This is a genomic window from Calothrix sp. NIES-3974, from assembly GCF_002368395.1.
Lineage (GTDB): Bacteria > Cyanobacteriota > Cyanobacteriia > Cyanobacteriales > Nostocaceae > NIES-3974.
In genome coordinates, this window is sequence record NZ_AP018254.1 from 5,028,457 (window position 1) to 5,043,847 (window position 15,391).

Annotated in this window: 9 protein-coding genes; 2 read left to right on the top strand and 7 right to left on the bottom strand. The window is 41.4% G+C overall.

Annotated elements, in window-relative coordinates:
• Window position 1 precedes the first annotated feature (1 nt).
• From CDC37_RS20165 to cobU, 7 genes are all read right to left on the bottom strand, one after another.
• The gene (locus tag CDC37_RS20165; RefSeq protein ID WP_096624517.1) at window positions 2-2,020 is read right to left on the bottom strand and encodes a DICT sensory domain-containing protein; all 2,019 of its coding nucleotides are present in this window, start codon (window positions 2,018-2,020) and stop codon (window positions 2-4) included.
• Window positions 2,021-2,458: 438 nt separating this feature from the next.
• Window positions 2,459-3,631 carry a mechanosensitive ion channel family protein gene (locus CDC37_RS20170; RefSeq protein WP_231943125.1) on the bottom strand — a complete coding sequence of 391 codons (1,173 nt, stop codon included), beginning with the start codon at window positions 3,629-3,631 and terminating at the stop codon, window positions 2,459-2,461.
• 630 nt (window positions 3,632-4,261) lie between these two features.
• Window positions 4,262-5,113 carry a bifunctional class I SAM-dependent methyltransferase/HIT family protein gene (locus tag CDC37_RS20180; protein WP_096624523.1) on the bottom strand — a complete coding sequence of 284 codons (852 nt, stop codon included), beginning with the start codon at window positions 5,111-5,113 and terminating at the stop codon, window positions 4,262-4,264.
• A 34-nt stretch (window positions 5,114-5,147) separates the two neighbouring features.
• On the bottom strand, window positions 5,148-8,993 hold the full coding sequence (locus tag CDC37_RS20185) for a PAS domain S-box protein (protein ID WP_096624525.1): 3,846 nt from the start codon (window positions 8,991-8,993) through the stop codon (window positions 5,148-5,150).
• A 969-nt stretch (window positions 8,994-9,962) separates the two neighbouring features.
• Window positions 9,963-10,730, bottom strand: a complete 768-nt coding sequence (locus CDC37_RS20190) for a hypothetical protein (RefSeq protein ID WP_096624527.1) — start codon at window positions 10,728-10,730, stop codon at window positions 9,963-9,965.
• Window positions 10,731-11,401: 671 nt separating this feature from the next.
• The gene (locus CDC37_RS20195; RefSeq protein ID WP_096624529.1) at window positions 11,402-11,836 is read right to left on the bottom strand and encodes a hypothetical protein; all 435 of its coding nucleotides are present in this window, start codon (window positions 11,834-11,836) and stop codon (window positions 11,402-11,404) included.
• A gap of 261 nt (window positions 11,837-12,097) precedes the next feature.
• Window positions 12,098-12,661 (bottom strand): bifunctional adenosylcobinamide kinase/adenosylcobinamide-phosphate guanylyltransferase, encoded by a 564-nt coding sequence (cobU, locus tag CDC37_RS20200; RefSeq protein WP_096624531.1) that lies wholly within the window; start codon window positions 12,659-12,661, stop codon window positions 12,098-12,100.
• A gap of 591 nt (window positions 12,662-13,252) precedes the next feature.
• On the opposite strand from cobU, the gene CDC37_RS20205 reads away from it, so the two are divergent.
• Together CDC37_RS20205 and CDC37_RS20210 are read left to right on the top strand one after the other, a co-directional pair.
• Entirely contained in the window at window positions 13,253-14,086 is an 834-nt protein-coding gene (locus tag CDC37_RS20205; protein WP_096624533.1) for a hypothetical protein, read from the top strand.
• Window positions 14,087-14,407: 321 nt separating this feature from the next.
• Window positions 14,408-15,358 (top strand): glycosyltransferase family 2 protein, encoded by a 951-nt coding sequence (locus CDC37_RS20210; protein WP_096624535.1) that lies wholly within the window; start codon window positions 14,408-14,410, stop codon window positions 15,356-15,358.
• The last annotated feature ends 33 nt before the right edge of the window (window positions 15,359-15,391 follow it).

Sequence of the window (15,391 nt, forward strand, 5' to 3'; positions counted from 1 at the left end):
TTTATCCAATTCTGCTCCTAGTTTTTTTCGCTGGGATTGATGGAGATGGGGATTCAACCACGGGAATTGTAAAATGGAACTTACTACCTTTGTTTTTACCCCGTGATTCTGCCCAAATTTCTCCACCCCAACCTTTGACAATTTGTCGGCAAATTGCCAAACCAATACCTGTTCCCCCTGCTGTCCGCCGAAGCGCCCCTTCTTCTTGGTAAAATCGATCAAATACGACTTCTAAACGGTTAGGTTCAATACCTCGACCTGTATCGGCAATGATGACTTCGATGGTTTGGGAGTCGCGGTTTTGGGCTGTAATCGTAATTTTGCCATTACTGGGTGTGAATTTGCAGGCATTATCAACGATTTTCGCGATAACTTCCACTAACCAATCCCCGTCAGCGCGAACCAGGGGGAAAGTTTCATCAATGCGACTAGTGATTTGCGGTAGTTCTTCCTGAGCAAATCTTGCACGGACTCGACTCAAGGCCAAATCGACACATTCCTGTAATATCAACACTTCCGGATGCCATTCAATTCTACCGCTTTCCAGGTTAGAAAGGGTAAGAAAATCCTGAACGAGTTTGCGCATCCGTTCCGAGTCCTCCAAGGCTGTGCTTAACATGACTTGGCGTAATTCTAAAGGCATATCCGGTTCGCTGGCTAAACTTTCCAGACAAACTTGAATAGTCGATAGGGGAGTGCGCAATTCGTGACCAGTGATAGCAATTAGGTTGCTACGGGTACGGTCAAGAGCTTCTAATTGCTGGTTTAAATCCTCCAGGTTAGCAAAGGATTCGGCTTGAATCAAAGCCACACCAACTTGGGTTGCGATCGCATTCACAATATCGATTTCCCCTGTTTGCCAAATGTGGGGGGAATTTCCACAATAGTGTAGTTCTATTATCCCCAATAACCGCCCCTGAAATAACAATGGTTCAATCAACCAGGAACGAATCCCTAATTTTTCGATGATTTTCCAGATGGTCGGTGAAGTTGTCACCCGACTGTCGTTCATGGTGTCAGCAATACAGATTCCCTGACTTTGACAAACTACTTCTTGAAACAGAGGATTATTATGTAGTTGCCATTTCTCTCCCAGTACCGATGGAACCCCACTCCCTAAAAACTCATGCTCAATCACGATTTCGCTGTCATTACCCTGGGCACGGTAAATTAAACAACGACAAGCCCCTAAGTGTTCTCCCAACTGCTGTGTGGCAATTTTTAATACATCCTGGGGATTGAGCGATCGCCTAATTGCATTACTAATGGAATTAATTAATTGCTCTTTCCTTGCTTGTCCCGCAATCGAACGGTAAGCTTTGTGCAGTTTATATTGGCTCGCTTGTAAATAGGTGACTAAACGCTGGACAAAGGGGTCTGTATCGATATCACAAGCGTATTCTCCCCCATTCCAGTTAACATCGCCTATTCCCCTGGTAATGCCAATCCCTAACCGGTCTCTCACCTCTTGTACTTTGGTAGCTAACTCTGGACGATAAACTAAAACCCGCTTCAGCAACAAATCCGCAGCCGTTAAGCTCACACCCCGCTCCGATGTCCAAATACCCTCAAAACGTCGTGCTGTATCCATATCCAACCCCGGATTTAATTCCGTTTTTCGGGAAGATGATTGTGACTTTGGATACTCTATACACACTAAACAGGTAGCGTAATTCTGGGCAATTACAACCAAATGCCACTCATGACATAGGGCATCATCCGCCTCAAAAGCTACTTTTTCATAGAAATCAGAACTGTTAGCAAAGTCTGTCTCCGGGGCAGACAAAACGTATATTTGATTACTAATCTGTGCCAGACGTTCATACCGATGTGCCTCTTGACGGTAAAACCTTTCCCGTTGAAAACTCGCAATCACAAGGGGTGCGTCAAGTGTTGCCGCAAGAACCTGGTCTTCCATCGCATGGGAAAGTGCTGTTAAGGAGGCTTTAAAATAAAGCTGGGGTCGCAGGTAGGGTAATTTTGCTAACAATTCACTCAGCACCGAAGTCGAAATGCTCATGAATAATCTTGATAAAGCCCAATCCGGACTAAGATATGACTGTTGCATTTTCCAACTTACAACGACTTCGCGTTGAATGGGAGATAGTTGCAATCTGTTTACATTACTTTATGATTAACGGGTAACGGTGGATGGAAATGGAAGTGTTTGAATCCCCTTGGGTAATCAGGGTCTGCGGAAAAAGTATTTTTCTGTGAGGATAGGGAATAGGGAGTCGGTACAGACGCGACATGTCGCGTCTGTACAGGTCTTCACTATTTTTCAGCAAGCCCTAAATATGTATCAATATTTTCGTGAAATGGTATCATCACGGATACAACCAAGCAAAAAATAACTCATTCCCACTCCCTACTCCCCTGGAGACGACCCGGTGGGTCGTCTCTACTCCCCACTCCCTATTTGTCAGCGAGAGAGTTGGTCAAAATGTAGGATTTATATTTACTGTGAACTCCTGTCAGACTGGGGAAAAGTGGGGTAAATTTTAGAGTTTTCATCCACGTGGGGTTTAATATAAATATCTCTGCTGGGATTAGGAATTTCGATATTTTCTTCTTGGTAACGTTGATGTAACTTCTTAATAAATAAATGTTTAGCCAGTCGTCGGTCTAAGAATTCATTAATCCGTAGGAAAACTGTAAAATTGATGCTCGAATCAGCAAATGTATGATAGCGCATAAAAGGCTCTTTTTCTGTAATTTCCGGAGCGACTTCCGCCATCACTTGCTTGGCGACTTCGACTGTGATTTGCTCGACATGCTCCAAATTACTATTATAACCTACCCCAACATCAACCTGTAAAATAACATCCTTCACAGGTAAATGGCAGTTGGTAAAGATGACGGAAGATAATTTAGAATTAGGAATAATAGTTATGTAATTAGACACATCTTTAATGGTGGTTGTACGCCAATTTATATCAATCACATAACCTTCTTGACCAGTTTCTAGTTTGACATAATCTCCAGTTTTAAATTGTTGGGATAAAATTAAATATAGTCCTGCAAATAAATTAGAAAGGGTGTCTTGTACAGCTAAAGCAATTGCTAAACCACCAACCCCTAAAGTCGTCAGAATCGGTGTAATTTTGACTCCAACGGTTTGCAGGATAATGAGAATACCAAAAATAAAAACCGTGACACGGGTCAAATTGGAGATAATGGAAGCGGAAATAATCTGAGTCCTTTGACCAATTAATGTCACAAAGTCGCTGGTCAGTCTCGCCACAAAAATAGTTAGGGAAAAAAGAAAAGCAACAACCAAAATTGTGTGCAGGCTATGATAAATATCATCCGGTATTTCTGCAACGGTTGAAGCAATAAAGCAACCAGCGATGGAAAACCAAATAAATGTAATATTATTAAATGCGTGTAATAATATTTCCTTGATAGTGAGATATTTTTGGTCATTCAGAGCAATATTAACTTGCTCATTATTTTCAGCTTGAGTATTATCTGGTGTATCGCTTTGATTAATCTGTTGATTTTCTGGATTGTCTATAAATTCGTTAGGAAGAGATTCAATATATTTATCGATAATATATTTCTCCACCACAAAACCAGTAATTATTCCCAGTAAAATAATCGCAATCGGAACTAACCATTGTTGCATCATAGCTATCCTGATTATAAGTGGTCAGTGAGTTGTAAATCGTGAGTAGTAGAGACGACCCGACGGGTCATCTCTAAAATCATAGTTTTGAGATGCATTCTAATCAAATATACCTATGATTTATCCATCATAGTTAGTGTGGTGGACTACGAATTGATTATCAATAGGTCTAAAGAATAATAGAAATATTTTAATATTGAAACTGTAGCATTTATATGGATAAATTGATGTTATCTAAAATGCTTGACCTCAAAATATTTTAGAGATACAGCAATACTATTTAAGTCGCGAAACATCCCATGTCGTTGGCTGATGACTGGTGACTGTTAACAACCCCACATCTCCCGCATTTATCACAAAACCCTAAAACCCACAGGGAATAGGGAGTAGGGAGTAGTCAGAAAATCAATCCGTTACTCAAGGCTTACAACTTACTCGTGAGAAATCCAGGATCTAAGATTTCACAAATCTCGCTCGGACTGCTGTATGAAGTGAACAAATTATTGATGAGAAGTTGGGTTGCAGATAATTTGACTGTAAAAACTGGAATTGAAAGGGTTAAATCAAAATGTTTCCTGTTTCCAACCCAAACTAAAAGAATTTGTTCACAAAACCTCAATAAACCTAAATAAATTATTTGGGAATTACACAACGAATTCCACTTTTTTTACCCTTGACATCACCGCGATAGCGAGGAATGACGTGGATACTCGCGTGCATCACATGTTGTCCTGCAACCCGATTGATATTCATACCAATGTTAAAGCCATCTGCTTGCCATTCCTGTGTTAGTATTTCTTGGACTTTATTCACCATTAACCAACAAGCCGCTTGTTCTTTTGTTGGTAATTCAAAATAATTTTGCACATGGCGTTTAGGTATAACTAAAACATGTCCCCTACTAACTGGATATGCATCGAGGATGGCATAGGCGGTTGCTGATTCTGTAACAATAGTCAGGTTTGTATGGGGACGGCAAAATATACATTGATTATGAGAATGGCGCTGGTAATTATAGTGGGTGTATTCGTAAATTTCGTAATAATTCGGTTCTAATTTAATCGATTTAAACGGTAGTTTGACGATACACTGATAGGTTGGTTTTTGATGAATATAATGTTGCCGAAATCCCTCTTTTTTGATATCTCTCCTGACTACAAAATATGCCTTCCCACCAGGTTTCAATAAGTAGGATACATCCATTAAAACTTGGGATTGTTCCTCTGGCAACAAGACGTTTAATACATATATACAAATAATCGTATCAAATTTAGTTTGTGGCTTTTCCGGAAAATAATAGCGGTCATAGCCTGTAATTTTCAAGCCTTTTTTTTGTAATAGTTTGACATCATTGCCGAAACCACAACCAAAGTCCAAAATCTCCCCCTGTAGCAGATTTTGTTGCCACAAAAATTGTACCGGCAATGATAAATATACCCTTTCCTTGGCTGTCAGGTGACTGTAAATGTTTTTTGGTGTTTTCATGAATCTATCTATCGACTTGCTGTCGGTAGCTGATTCAAGATAACCTACGATTTGCTAAACTGGCGACAATTGTCACCAGTTCGGCGGCTTCTACTGGTTTAGGGATGTGTAATTGATAACCCGATTGTAAAATACGCATTCGGTCTTCTAACTGACTATAGGCGGTTAATGCGGCAGCCGGAACCTGTCCACCATTCTGGGGTGATAAATTACGGATTTTACGGATGAGCGAGTAGCCATCTTCTTCTGGCATCCCAATGTCGCTAATTAATACGTCGGGGGGTGATTCCTGTACCAATGTCAATGCTTCGACCACCGATGAGGCTGTGGTGACGATCGCGTCGTAGTTTTGTAAAATTGCGGCGACAAATTCTCTGGTGTCAACTTCATCCTCAACCACCAAAACATGAATCCCCTCTAAACTAGGGATGGATAGGGATAATGGGGCTGATGGTTGGGGTAATTCGCAAAAATGTAAGTGGGCTTGTTCTTGTTTTTGCTGACGACGGGCGAGAAGGGGTAAACTAACTGTAAAACAAGCCCCTGCACCTTCACCAGCACTGTCTACTTCCACCGTTCCCCCGTGAAGTTCCACCAGGTGACGGACGATTGCCAATCCTAAACCCATCCCTCCATGATGACGGGTGCTGGAACTGTCGGCTTGACGAAATCGGTCGAAGACGTAAGGGATAAATTCTGGACTGATGCCAATTCCTGTATCACGGACTTGTATTTGCACACTGCTAGGAGAACCCTCTGGAGTATCTAGTTCCTTTGCACTTAATATAATTTCGACGCATCCCCCCATTGGGGTAAATTTAATTGCATTGGTAAGTAAGTTCCAGGTAACTTGTTGCAAGCGATCGCTATCACCGATAATGACGAAGGCAGCTGGATTGGTGTCGTCGATTCGCAGTTTCAGGTCAATTTCTTTGGCCTCTGCTGCTAGACGCACCGTATCAACGGCTGTTTGTACAATGGGAATCAGGTTACAAATATCGGTTTTGAGGCGAAGTTTACCGCGAATAATCCGGGAAATATCCAACAGGTCTTCAATGAGTTGTTTTTGAACCCTTGCATTACGTTCAATAATGGCTAATCCCTGGGTTTGCTTTTGTAGATCAATTTGGGGACGGGATAGCAGTAACTGTGACCATCCCAATATGGCATTCAATGGCGATCGCAATTCGTGGGAAATCACGGCTAAAAATTCGTCTTTCATCCGATTCGCTGCTTGCAACTGCTCGGTCTGGCTTTGCAATGATTCCACTAAATGGGTCCGTTCTAAAGCGATCGCAATTTGGTCACAAACTGCTTGCATCATCCCCAGTTCGTTTTGGCTAAAGCGATGACGTTGCCGACTACCAAATCCCAAGGTTCCCATTAAGCGTCCCTGAACTAACAATGGGTAACTGGCAAAGGCATTCACTCCCAACCGACGAATACCGGCGGTACGTGGTTCCTCTGATTGCAGTACATCTTCTAAGGCCATTTGACTGTGTTCTTGCGCAACTAGACCACAAATCCCCTCACCCACCTTTAAGGTCTCCACCGTAGCAATTAGTTCCGGTTCCACCCCTGTGTAGGATGCTAACTGCAATTGTTGCTCTGCTTCCCGAAATAAATAATTGACGTAGATGTCTAACCCTATTTGCTCTGATAACTTGGCAAATACCGAGTCCAATAAGTCCGATGGATGCTGATTCGAGAGCAAATCACTGGCGGTGGAAAACAGTAACTGTAACCGCTTATACCCCAACGATAAACCTTTTTCCGCCTGTTTGAGTTGACTGATATCCTGGTAAATCATTACTCCCGTAGCCTGATGACCATACATGGCTGGTAGGGTATCCCCATATATCAACAGGGAACGAATACCCGCCGTTGTATGCCAGTCCATTTGATAGCCATCGAGCTTATGTCCCCGTGCTAATAGTACCCCTGGCATTTTTTCATCGGGAATCCGGTTGCCCTGACCATCGGTACAGTAAAATATGGTATGGTATTCCGCTGCCGGTCTACCCAGGGGAAATTTACCTCCAGCTAATCCATCGGCTGCTCGGTTGGCAAAAGTCACCTTCGCCGTACCTGGTTCCACTAGCAATAGGGGTGTGGGCATTAAATTCAATAATTCTTCCTGCCATTGATGTTGATTGCGCAGGGTCATTTCTACCTGTTTACTGGCGGTAATGTCGTGGTGGAATGCAAGTATTTGTCCCAGTTGCCCATTCTCGTTGAGAATGGGCACAAATTTGATGTGATGGGTAAATTCCTCTCCCTGGGGATTAATGATTTTTGCTTCTGTTGTTTGCAAATCGCCAGTTTGTTGGGCACGAATTAAAGCATTTAAATAGGTATCCGTCACCTCTGAACTAAAAATCTCCTCATCGGTATGACCAATTAGTTCACTACGGCTTTTCCCTGTCACCCGCAATCCTTCTTGGTTGACAAATTGCCAACGTCGTTGGGCATCATAAATCACAAATACATCGGGAATATGTTCTACCGCTAACCAAAATTTTTGCTCCACTTGACGTAGGGTCGCTTCTACCTGCTTACGCTCGTGACGGGCAGCTTTTTGCTGACTTAAATCTAAAACAAATGCGACTAATTCCTCACGGCTTTCACCGATAAATGTATACCCGACTAAAACGGGTACACGACTACCATCTGGGCGAAAATACTCTTTTTCATAGGGTTTACAAACTCCCGTCATGGTCGCTTCCTGAATCTTTTGCCGATCCAAGTCTGCATATTCAGGTGGTGTAATTTGCTGCCAGGAAATGCGCCCCGAAAACACATCCCCACGGGAATACCCTAACACCTTCAAGCATTCATCGTTAACTTTGCGAATATTCCCTTGTAAATCTGTCACTACAATGCCGATGACATTGGCTTCAAATAAACCCCGTAGTTTCGCTTCATTATTTTTCAGAGCGGTATAGGCGCGATCGCATTGACGACGTAAATATTCTACACTGGCTGCACTTTGCCAAATTAAAATTGTAAAGGTGACTATTAATAAAATAGCAAATAAAGCTAGAGCATATCCCGGATCATAAACACCAGCTCGGTGTCCCTGTAAAATCACCCAACCTAATAACAGGGGAATCACAACTGCCATCCCTAGCAAGCGTCGCGCTAACCAGCCACTATAGCTGTTACTGGTAACTAACCGCATCAATCCATATTCATAACTGCTGGCTAATATCCCTGCACATAAAGCCGCAAATCCAAATGCGGTCAAAACAGACATTGTTTGCGCAAAAAACCTGATTTCTACGGCGTAGGCATATCCCACTACCGCTTGCAGCGCAATTACTAGAGCTATTAAGGCCAAAACCTGGGCATACCAATAACTACGTTTCGTTTTCGGAAAGCTTAAAAACATTAATGCCCTTCCCACTAAGGTAAAACCCAGGGACGCACTCCACCCTAAACTGGTCATATACTGAAGGGAAGTTCGCCAAGGTGGGGGATATAGGTGATGAATTCCAGAAATGTCCCCTAACAAGACTTCAATTAAGGTGACTATTCCCAACACATTCACCATCAAAGCCAATCCATAGGCTATATTTCGCCGCAGTTTATCTGGTGGTTTGGCCTTATTCCTAAATTTACCTCGCCTTAGTAAGCACAGGGATAACCCTGCCATAATCAAGCATAATGCCGTACCTATATTCATGACTGGTTGTACACTCAAAAAGCCGATACTGAGAGTTTGCAACTGGAAACACCAACTCAACAGCACCACACCACCAACAAAAATCGCAAATAAACTTGCTGTTGTTACTATGTGTTTTGGCCAAGTCAATTCTGGAGAATATTGATCACCAAAATAGAGCAATTTGTGCAAGCGCACACGTTTAATATTTAACATTTCAGCCTGATTAGCGCATTTATACCAGCGCAACAACTAGTTCCACACCAGTTCATGAGTTGATCTCCTTTCTGAATTACCCACTGACAATCTTTTGATGCCATCATGACCTCGATAGGTAATCTCAAAACCAGATTTATTCACTATGGGTGTGTAAGTTCTAGGAATTGTCAAAATTTACCGACAATCAAAAAGCTAGATTGAGTAATGGCTTCTCCAATCTAAATTGGATTAATCATTACCCTCGCTTCTGATGAACCCTGCTGCATGAAAAAAGTGGAAATCGAAGATAGTCTTAGATATTTATTCTACCGTTCAATTTTAATAGAATATATAGTTGAATTAAAATCTATCTCTTTATATATTTATACTTATCGATTCCAATTACAAATTAAATTTTTATTTAGTTTCCAGTTAATTGCTTGAGTAATGGTTTGTGTCGTTTCGTCTTTAACTTTTATCTAGATTTGACTCAAATAAATCTGCTGTAAGATAGATTTACATAAGTTTGTATTCCTGGCTGCAATTAAGCAATTATCAGCAACTAAATTTTATTAGTGGTAATATAGGATTACTATAGTTGGCACGCAAACATATTTCCCTTTTGGTTTGTTGACTGTTGACTGTTAACGGGTGACAGTTAAAGGTGTGGCATTGCTACGTCTCTTCAAGCATTACCTACATTTTTCACAAGTGAACGGTAAGCGTTAAGTAATGGATTAATTTTCTTTCTATTCCCTACTCCCTATTACCTAGAAGTTGGAGACATTTGTGAGAAATCCGGGATTAGCTATTGGAACAACAAGCTCACCTAATTAGCCGTGCAAAGTGTAATTAATCAAAATACACGTAGTGGACTAACACAGCTAATACCCTTTTACTTTATAACTGATCAATTTAGGGATGCAGGAGGAGAAAATGATTATACATGCTCCTATCACTCCCTATTCCCGTCACTGACAGGTCATTTTACAGCAATTTAAACCGCATCAATTGATTTTGTAGGGTTGCTAGCAGGATTTTATTGAGTTCTTTGTCATCTCGATATTGCAAAATTTGGGTAGGTGGTAAATCAAAGGGAAACCCCCCAGATATTTCCTGACGCTGCATTTGGGCAATCAAAACTTGTTCACTGCGCTTACTTTGCAAGGCATAACCAATTTCCACACACACATTGGGACTGGGTATCATCTCTAGTCCATCTCCCACCGCAACACTTGTGATTGGTGTCACATCCGCAATAAACAATAAACTTTTGCGAATTTTTCTTAACATTGTGCGATTTAAGCGTAGTGGAGATTCCTTGGGTCGCAAAGACTCTAGCAATTCCAGAGGAGTGCGCGATCGCGTATTCAATTTTTCTAAACTAGTTTGTAAAGCTTCTCGCAAGGCTTCCGTTGCTTCGGGAAACTCGTTTTGCCAACTCAAAAAAATCGTTGGTTCTAACTGGGACAGCAATGACTGCTTCGTAAAATAGATTTCGTGACTAATCAAGTCTATATTGGCAACACAGTACCCACCACTACCCTCAACATAAAACTCAATCGTCTCCCCTTCCAAATAGCGTCCAAACCAAGTTGAGTTTTTAATCACCTCACTATCTTCTAAAAAATCCGCCCGCAAAGCAGAACGGAGTAAACTTTTTTTACTCAACCGCATATCCGGAGGACGTTTCTCTAGTTCCGAAATCGGCTCATAATCCTGAATGTACCACGCACGCAGCGCAATGATTGACATAGGGCGCGTTCAACTATCTGATTTTTTGATATAACTTGGTTCCAGCTTATACCAAATTGGGGTGAGTGGGGTTATCTTTACTGAAAAAAAACAGCAACACCCAAGCACTACTAGTTCGCGAGTTATTTCCCCTTACTTATCAATTATAGCCAGGGATGTCATCTAGGAATCATTCGCGCCTATGCGGAGGTGAACCAGTGACAGCGCCCCCTGATTTCACTAGGTGGGGAAATGTCAGCTTTCGAGTTGGGTGTTGCTGTTTTTTCGGTTTTGCGAGACAGATGATAATATAAACAGCGTCTTTACCTCTTTTTTGACTAATTGTGCTGTTGGCATCTGCCAGGGAAGCTTTTCTTGTAGCTTCAATTATTAGATTAGCATTCCCCAGGAGACAATTTTATTTTTGCAATTAAACTTTACCCAAAATTGAAGATAATTCAGGTAAATATTTTGGCTCAAACCTTTCCAGGCAATCACTTTTCGGATAATAATTTCTTCTTTGCACCTCGATTTTTTTTCATAGAGTTACGATAGTAATTAATCGATAAATAGTCAACTTTTGTGAAGAAAACAGGGTCAATAACTGCTATCTGCCTTGAGTATTCCATATATATATTCATCAAGACGCGACATGTCGCGTCTCTATTCCCTATTCCCTAAATCCGGGATGGCTATTTACTCTTCTCTGCTTCAAAACGGTTTAGTAACTGATAACGGATACGTGCTAAATGTACTTGATTATCTACCGGACAATTGGGATAGGGTAATTCATCATTAGGCCAATTCTCTAAATCGTGACAGGGACAAATCGCAGCTGGAAGACCAACATAGCGAATCGGTACAGGCATAGTACAACGAGCGCAGGAAATCATCTCCCATTCCGTTGATAATAAATCGGCAATCGTTTGATCTGTACCCTCGATATAGGCATCACTGTGGGGATGGGCAATAATCTGTTGCCAACAATCTTCAAATTCTTGACTGTAGTGGTCTCCGGTAAAAATTTGTTCAGGGAGTATTCTTGTTTTACCCTGATTTATGAGGACGTGTTTACCTAACTGAAACCAATGGGCTAGGTATTTCTTGACTTCATTCGGGGATGCCATAATCTTTTAGGAACCTCTCCACTAGTGACAGAAATTCCTATCACTGTTTTTATGTACATAATCTAATTGTAGATTTTTGTACTAATATTTTCGACGACGAATACTGAATAAAAAGTTAAGAATATGGGAGACAGGAGATAAGTAATTAAGTTATTTTTGATTACATATTGGACTTACGCACTCCTGACGAGAAATCAAATGTTTGGAATTGCTACGCAAGCAAAATGACGGTGTTTACGTTGTCCTTGCGTACTTCCTAACTTAATCTCCCGATATTCCCTGCTCCCTACTCCCTATTCCCTCACCCAATTTTTTCAAGTTGAGCGCATAACCAGCTGTAACCAAGTAAACTTCATCGGCGATCGCAGCTATTCTTCGGGTTAAATTACCTAGGCGATCGCGAAATAGTCTCCCACTCGCATAAGCTGGTACTACCCCCCATCCCGTCTCTTCGGCGACAAAAATTATCTCTGCTGCTACTACGGTAATGGTTTTTATTAATTCTGCTACCGTTGAATTCCACTCTTGTTCGTCGGTTTCTAGTAAATTGGCTACCCAGGTTCCCAAGGAATCAACTAATACACAAGTATTTGCGGGTATTCGGGTTAATGCATTTGCAAGGAAAAACGGTTCCTCTCGGGTTTCCCATTCAGGAGGACGACGCTGTTGATGCTGCTGAATCCGGAGATTCCACTCCTGGTCATCGATGGATTGGCTGGATGTGGCGATGTAAATAACGGGTTTTTTGCTTGATTTAGCCAGGGTTTCTGACCACTCACTTTTTCCAGAACGCGCTGGTCCAGTAATTAATATGACTTTATTCACGGGTAATCACTGCGTATGTTTAGTCACAAAAATGGTTGAATAGTACGGATTTTTGATGGCGGGTATAGGATTTTTCACTTAAATAACTTTTAATAGATAAAATTAGTCTCAATCAGTCAATCAGAAGCAGAAATCGAGAATTTCTCTCTGTTTTTAGTACAAACGCTCAAAACCCGGATTTCTCACAAATTCCTCAAACTTTCAGTGAGTAGGGAGTACAGACGACCCGACGGGTCGTCTGTACAGGGAGTAGGGAGTAGCAGGAAAATCAACCCACTACTCAAGGCTTATCACTCCCTTGTGAGAAATGCAGGAAAACAGCATTTTTCTTGGTTCTGGTGACTAATGGTTTCTGAGGACTTGTATCCTTAGTTCACATCGAAATAATTTGAATACTGTTTCCTTGATTTTGACTTGGCTGACTACCAAAAAAATACAGCATTCTGCTGATAAATGTTTAATAGTTTAAGTATTGTCAATCGATACTTAGCTAATTGTTGCCAAAATCCCCATTTTAAACGGGTATTGCTTTGTATTATAGATACACAGCATGGCCACAATGATTATTTTCATTTGTCAAGATATATTCTTATGAACACACGCTTAAAGAGAATTGAAGCAACTTTGCACGATTTAGGGAATCGCCAAAACACCGGGATGGAATTATCTATGGCTAGTAACACAAATCCGAGTCTCGAAACGGAAACAGTATCATTTCGGATTAGCCCTGCAACTACTGATAATCCGAGAAAAAGCCCCAGTGCTAATAGTAATATTCAACACCATGACAGTTCTCAACAGCCAACCCAGGAGGTGAAAGAGGAGAACTCAGGAGTTGCAGCGTTTTCAGTCGAAACTAGCACGATTAAATCACCAAACCTACCGAAATTTAAAACACCCAGCTTTAGCAGTCATCATCATGCAGCCAACCCAGCTTTAGCCATGAATATGCTGCAAGAAATTCAGCAAATAGTTAGTAGTTGGCAGGTAGAATTAAAAACTGTAATTCGCCAAATTCAGGATATTTACATAGAAGGACCGATTGTCAACGGTTGGTTAGAATCCCATCCATCCGCAACTGATGTTGAAAAACCACCCACCCCATCAACAGGAACAGCGACCCTGCGTCACGGTGATGTCGATGAATTAATGAATTACGTCGAAGAAATCTGTGCCAAACCCAAACAACCTGTTCAGAAACCAAAATCTGCCGCAACCGCAGAGTATAAATTATGTGGGTTAGATGCATCCGGAAAAATGTGGACACGTCCCTGTCCCTCGGAACAAGTAGCTGGAATTAGTATGGCGATCGCTCGTTATCAGAAATTGCGTCAACTTCTAGGACGTAAGCAGTATTTAGAATTACGTCTCAATCAGCTAGCAGAAACCCTAGTCATGCTACATGGACATATTCAAGAACAGTAACATTTTATATTCCCACTTCCCAATCATTTACTTTTTCCGAAGAAACTCGGTTGGTGAGCGGATAAAACTTGGTATAAATTAGCTACAGGCAACACTATTCTGGATGAAAAATTGTCAATATGAGGGGATAAAAATCTGACAAAGTGAGGTTTTTATCGACCTAATAGATGACAATTACCCTCCAAACCAACCTAATTCATAATTACGTAGCTTACTTCCCGCGTAGCGGGTATTACGTACGCGAAGCGTCGCCGCAGGCTATTACAAATTACTCCTGCTGATTAACTGTAGCAATGAGTGTTTACCACACAGATAATATCCATGTCAAACACGCCTATTTCCGCAATTATTTGTACTCACAACCGGGATAAGTACTTAGGTGCAGCAATAGATAGTTTACTGGTACAGGAATTTGCACCAGGATTTGAAATTATCATTGTTGATAATGGTTCCACTGATAATACCCGTACAGTCGTGGAAAGTCGGTTAGGGGACAGTAGGCTCAAATATATATTTGAACCTGTTTTAGGGCTATCCGTAGCTCGAAACACGGGTGCAAAGACAGCCAGTGGAGAAATTCTCGCCTACTTAGACGATGATGCGATCGCAAGTGTGGGGTGGTTACAGGCGTTATATACAGCTTATCAGCAACATCCCAAATTAGCGATCGCGGGTGGAAAGGTGACTTTAATCTATCCTGAAGGTGTCCAACCTCCTCGGTGGTTATCCACTGGATTAGCTGGAAATTTGGGTGCATACGATTTAGGTGATGAATTTGTGAATATTCAAAATCCGGGTTTAACACCACGGGGATTGAATTATTCAATTCGTCGCAGTTTTTTAGAACAAATTGGTGGGTTTGATCCAAAATTAGGTCGAGTTGGCAAAAATCTGCTTTCAAATGAAGAATTGCAGATGACAGAATTGGCACTTAAAAATGGTTGGCAGGTTGCTTATATTCCCGCAGCTTTAGTTGCCCATAATGTGGCTCCAGAACGTTTACATCCTGCTTGGTTCCTCAGTCGTGGCTGGTGGCAAGGTATTAGTGAATGTTACCGTGAACAGTTGGCAGGACGTGCAGGTATTATTCAATTATCACGGGGTGCAGAAAGATTTTTGCGTGGTATTTATAAAGCTTTACAATATATCTACGACCCGGCAGAGCGGTTTGATAAATTAGTTTATGCCTATGGTCAAATTGGCTATTTAAATGCTGCCATTCAAGGACTTTTGCAGGGGAGAAATCAAAGTCCAGAATACAGTCAACAGTAGTTAGTAAATTGTCAATAATTTGGCTTACCCAAG

Excerpts from the sequence above, each read along its gene's own strand:
- CDC37_RS20195 (WP_096624529.1), bottom strand. The coding sequence starts at position 11,836 with ATGGCATCCCCGAATGAAGTCAAGAAATACCTAGCCCATTGGTTTCAG.
- CDC37_RS20210 (WP_096624535.1), top strand. The coding sequence starts at position 14,408 with ATGTCAAACACGCCTATTTCCGCAATTATTTGTACTCACAACCGGGAT.
- CDC37_RS20180 (WP_096624523.1), bottom strand. The coding sequence starts at position 5,113 with ATGAAAACACCAAAAAACATTTACAGTCACCTGACAGCCAAGGAAAGG.
- CDC37_RS20190 (WP_096624527.1), bottom strand. The coding sequence starts at position 10,730 with ATGTCAATCATTGCGCTGCGTGCGTGGTACATTCAGGATTATGAGCCG.
- CDC37_RS20165 (WP_096624517.1), bottom strand. The coding sequence starts at position 2,020 with ATGAGCATTTCGACTTCGGTGCTGAGTGAATTGTTAGCAAAATTACCC.
- CDC37_RS20185 (WP_096624525.1), bottom strand. The coding sequence starts at position 8,993 with ATGTTAAATATTAAACGTGTGCGCTTGCACAAATTGCTCTATTTTGGT.
- CDC37_RS20205 (WP_096624533.1), top strand. The coding sequence starts at position 13,253 with ATGAACACACGCTTAAAGAGAATTGAAGCAACTTTGCACGATTTAGGG.
- CDC37_RS20170 (WP_231943125.1), bottom strand. The coding sequence starts at position 3,631 with ATGATGCAACAATGGTTAGTTCCGATTGCGATTATTTTACTGGGAATA.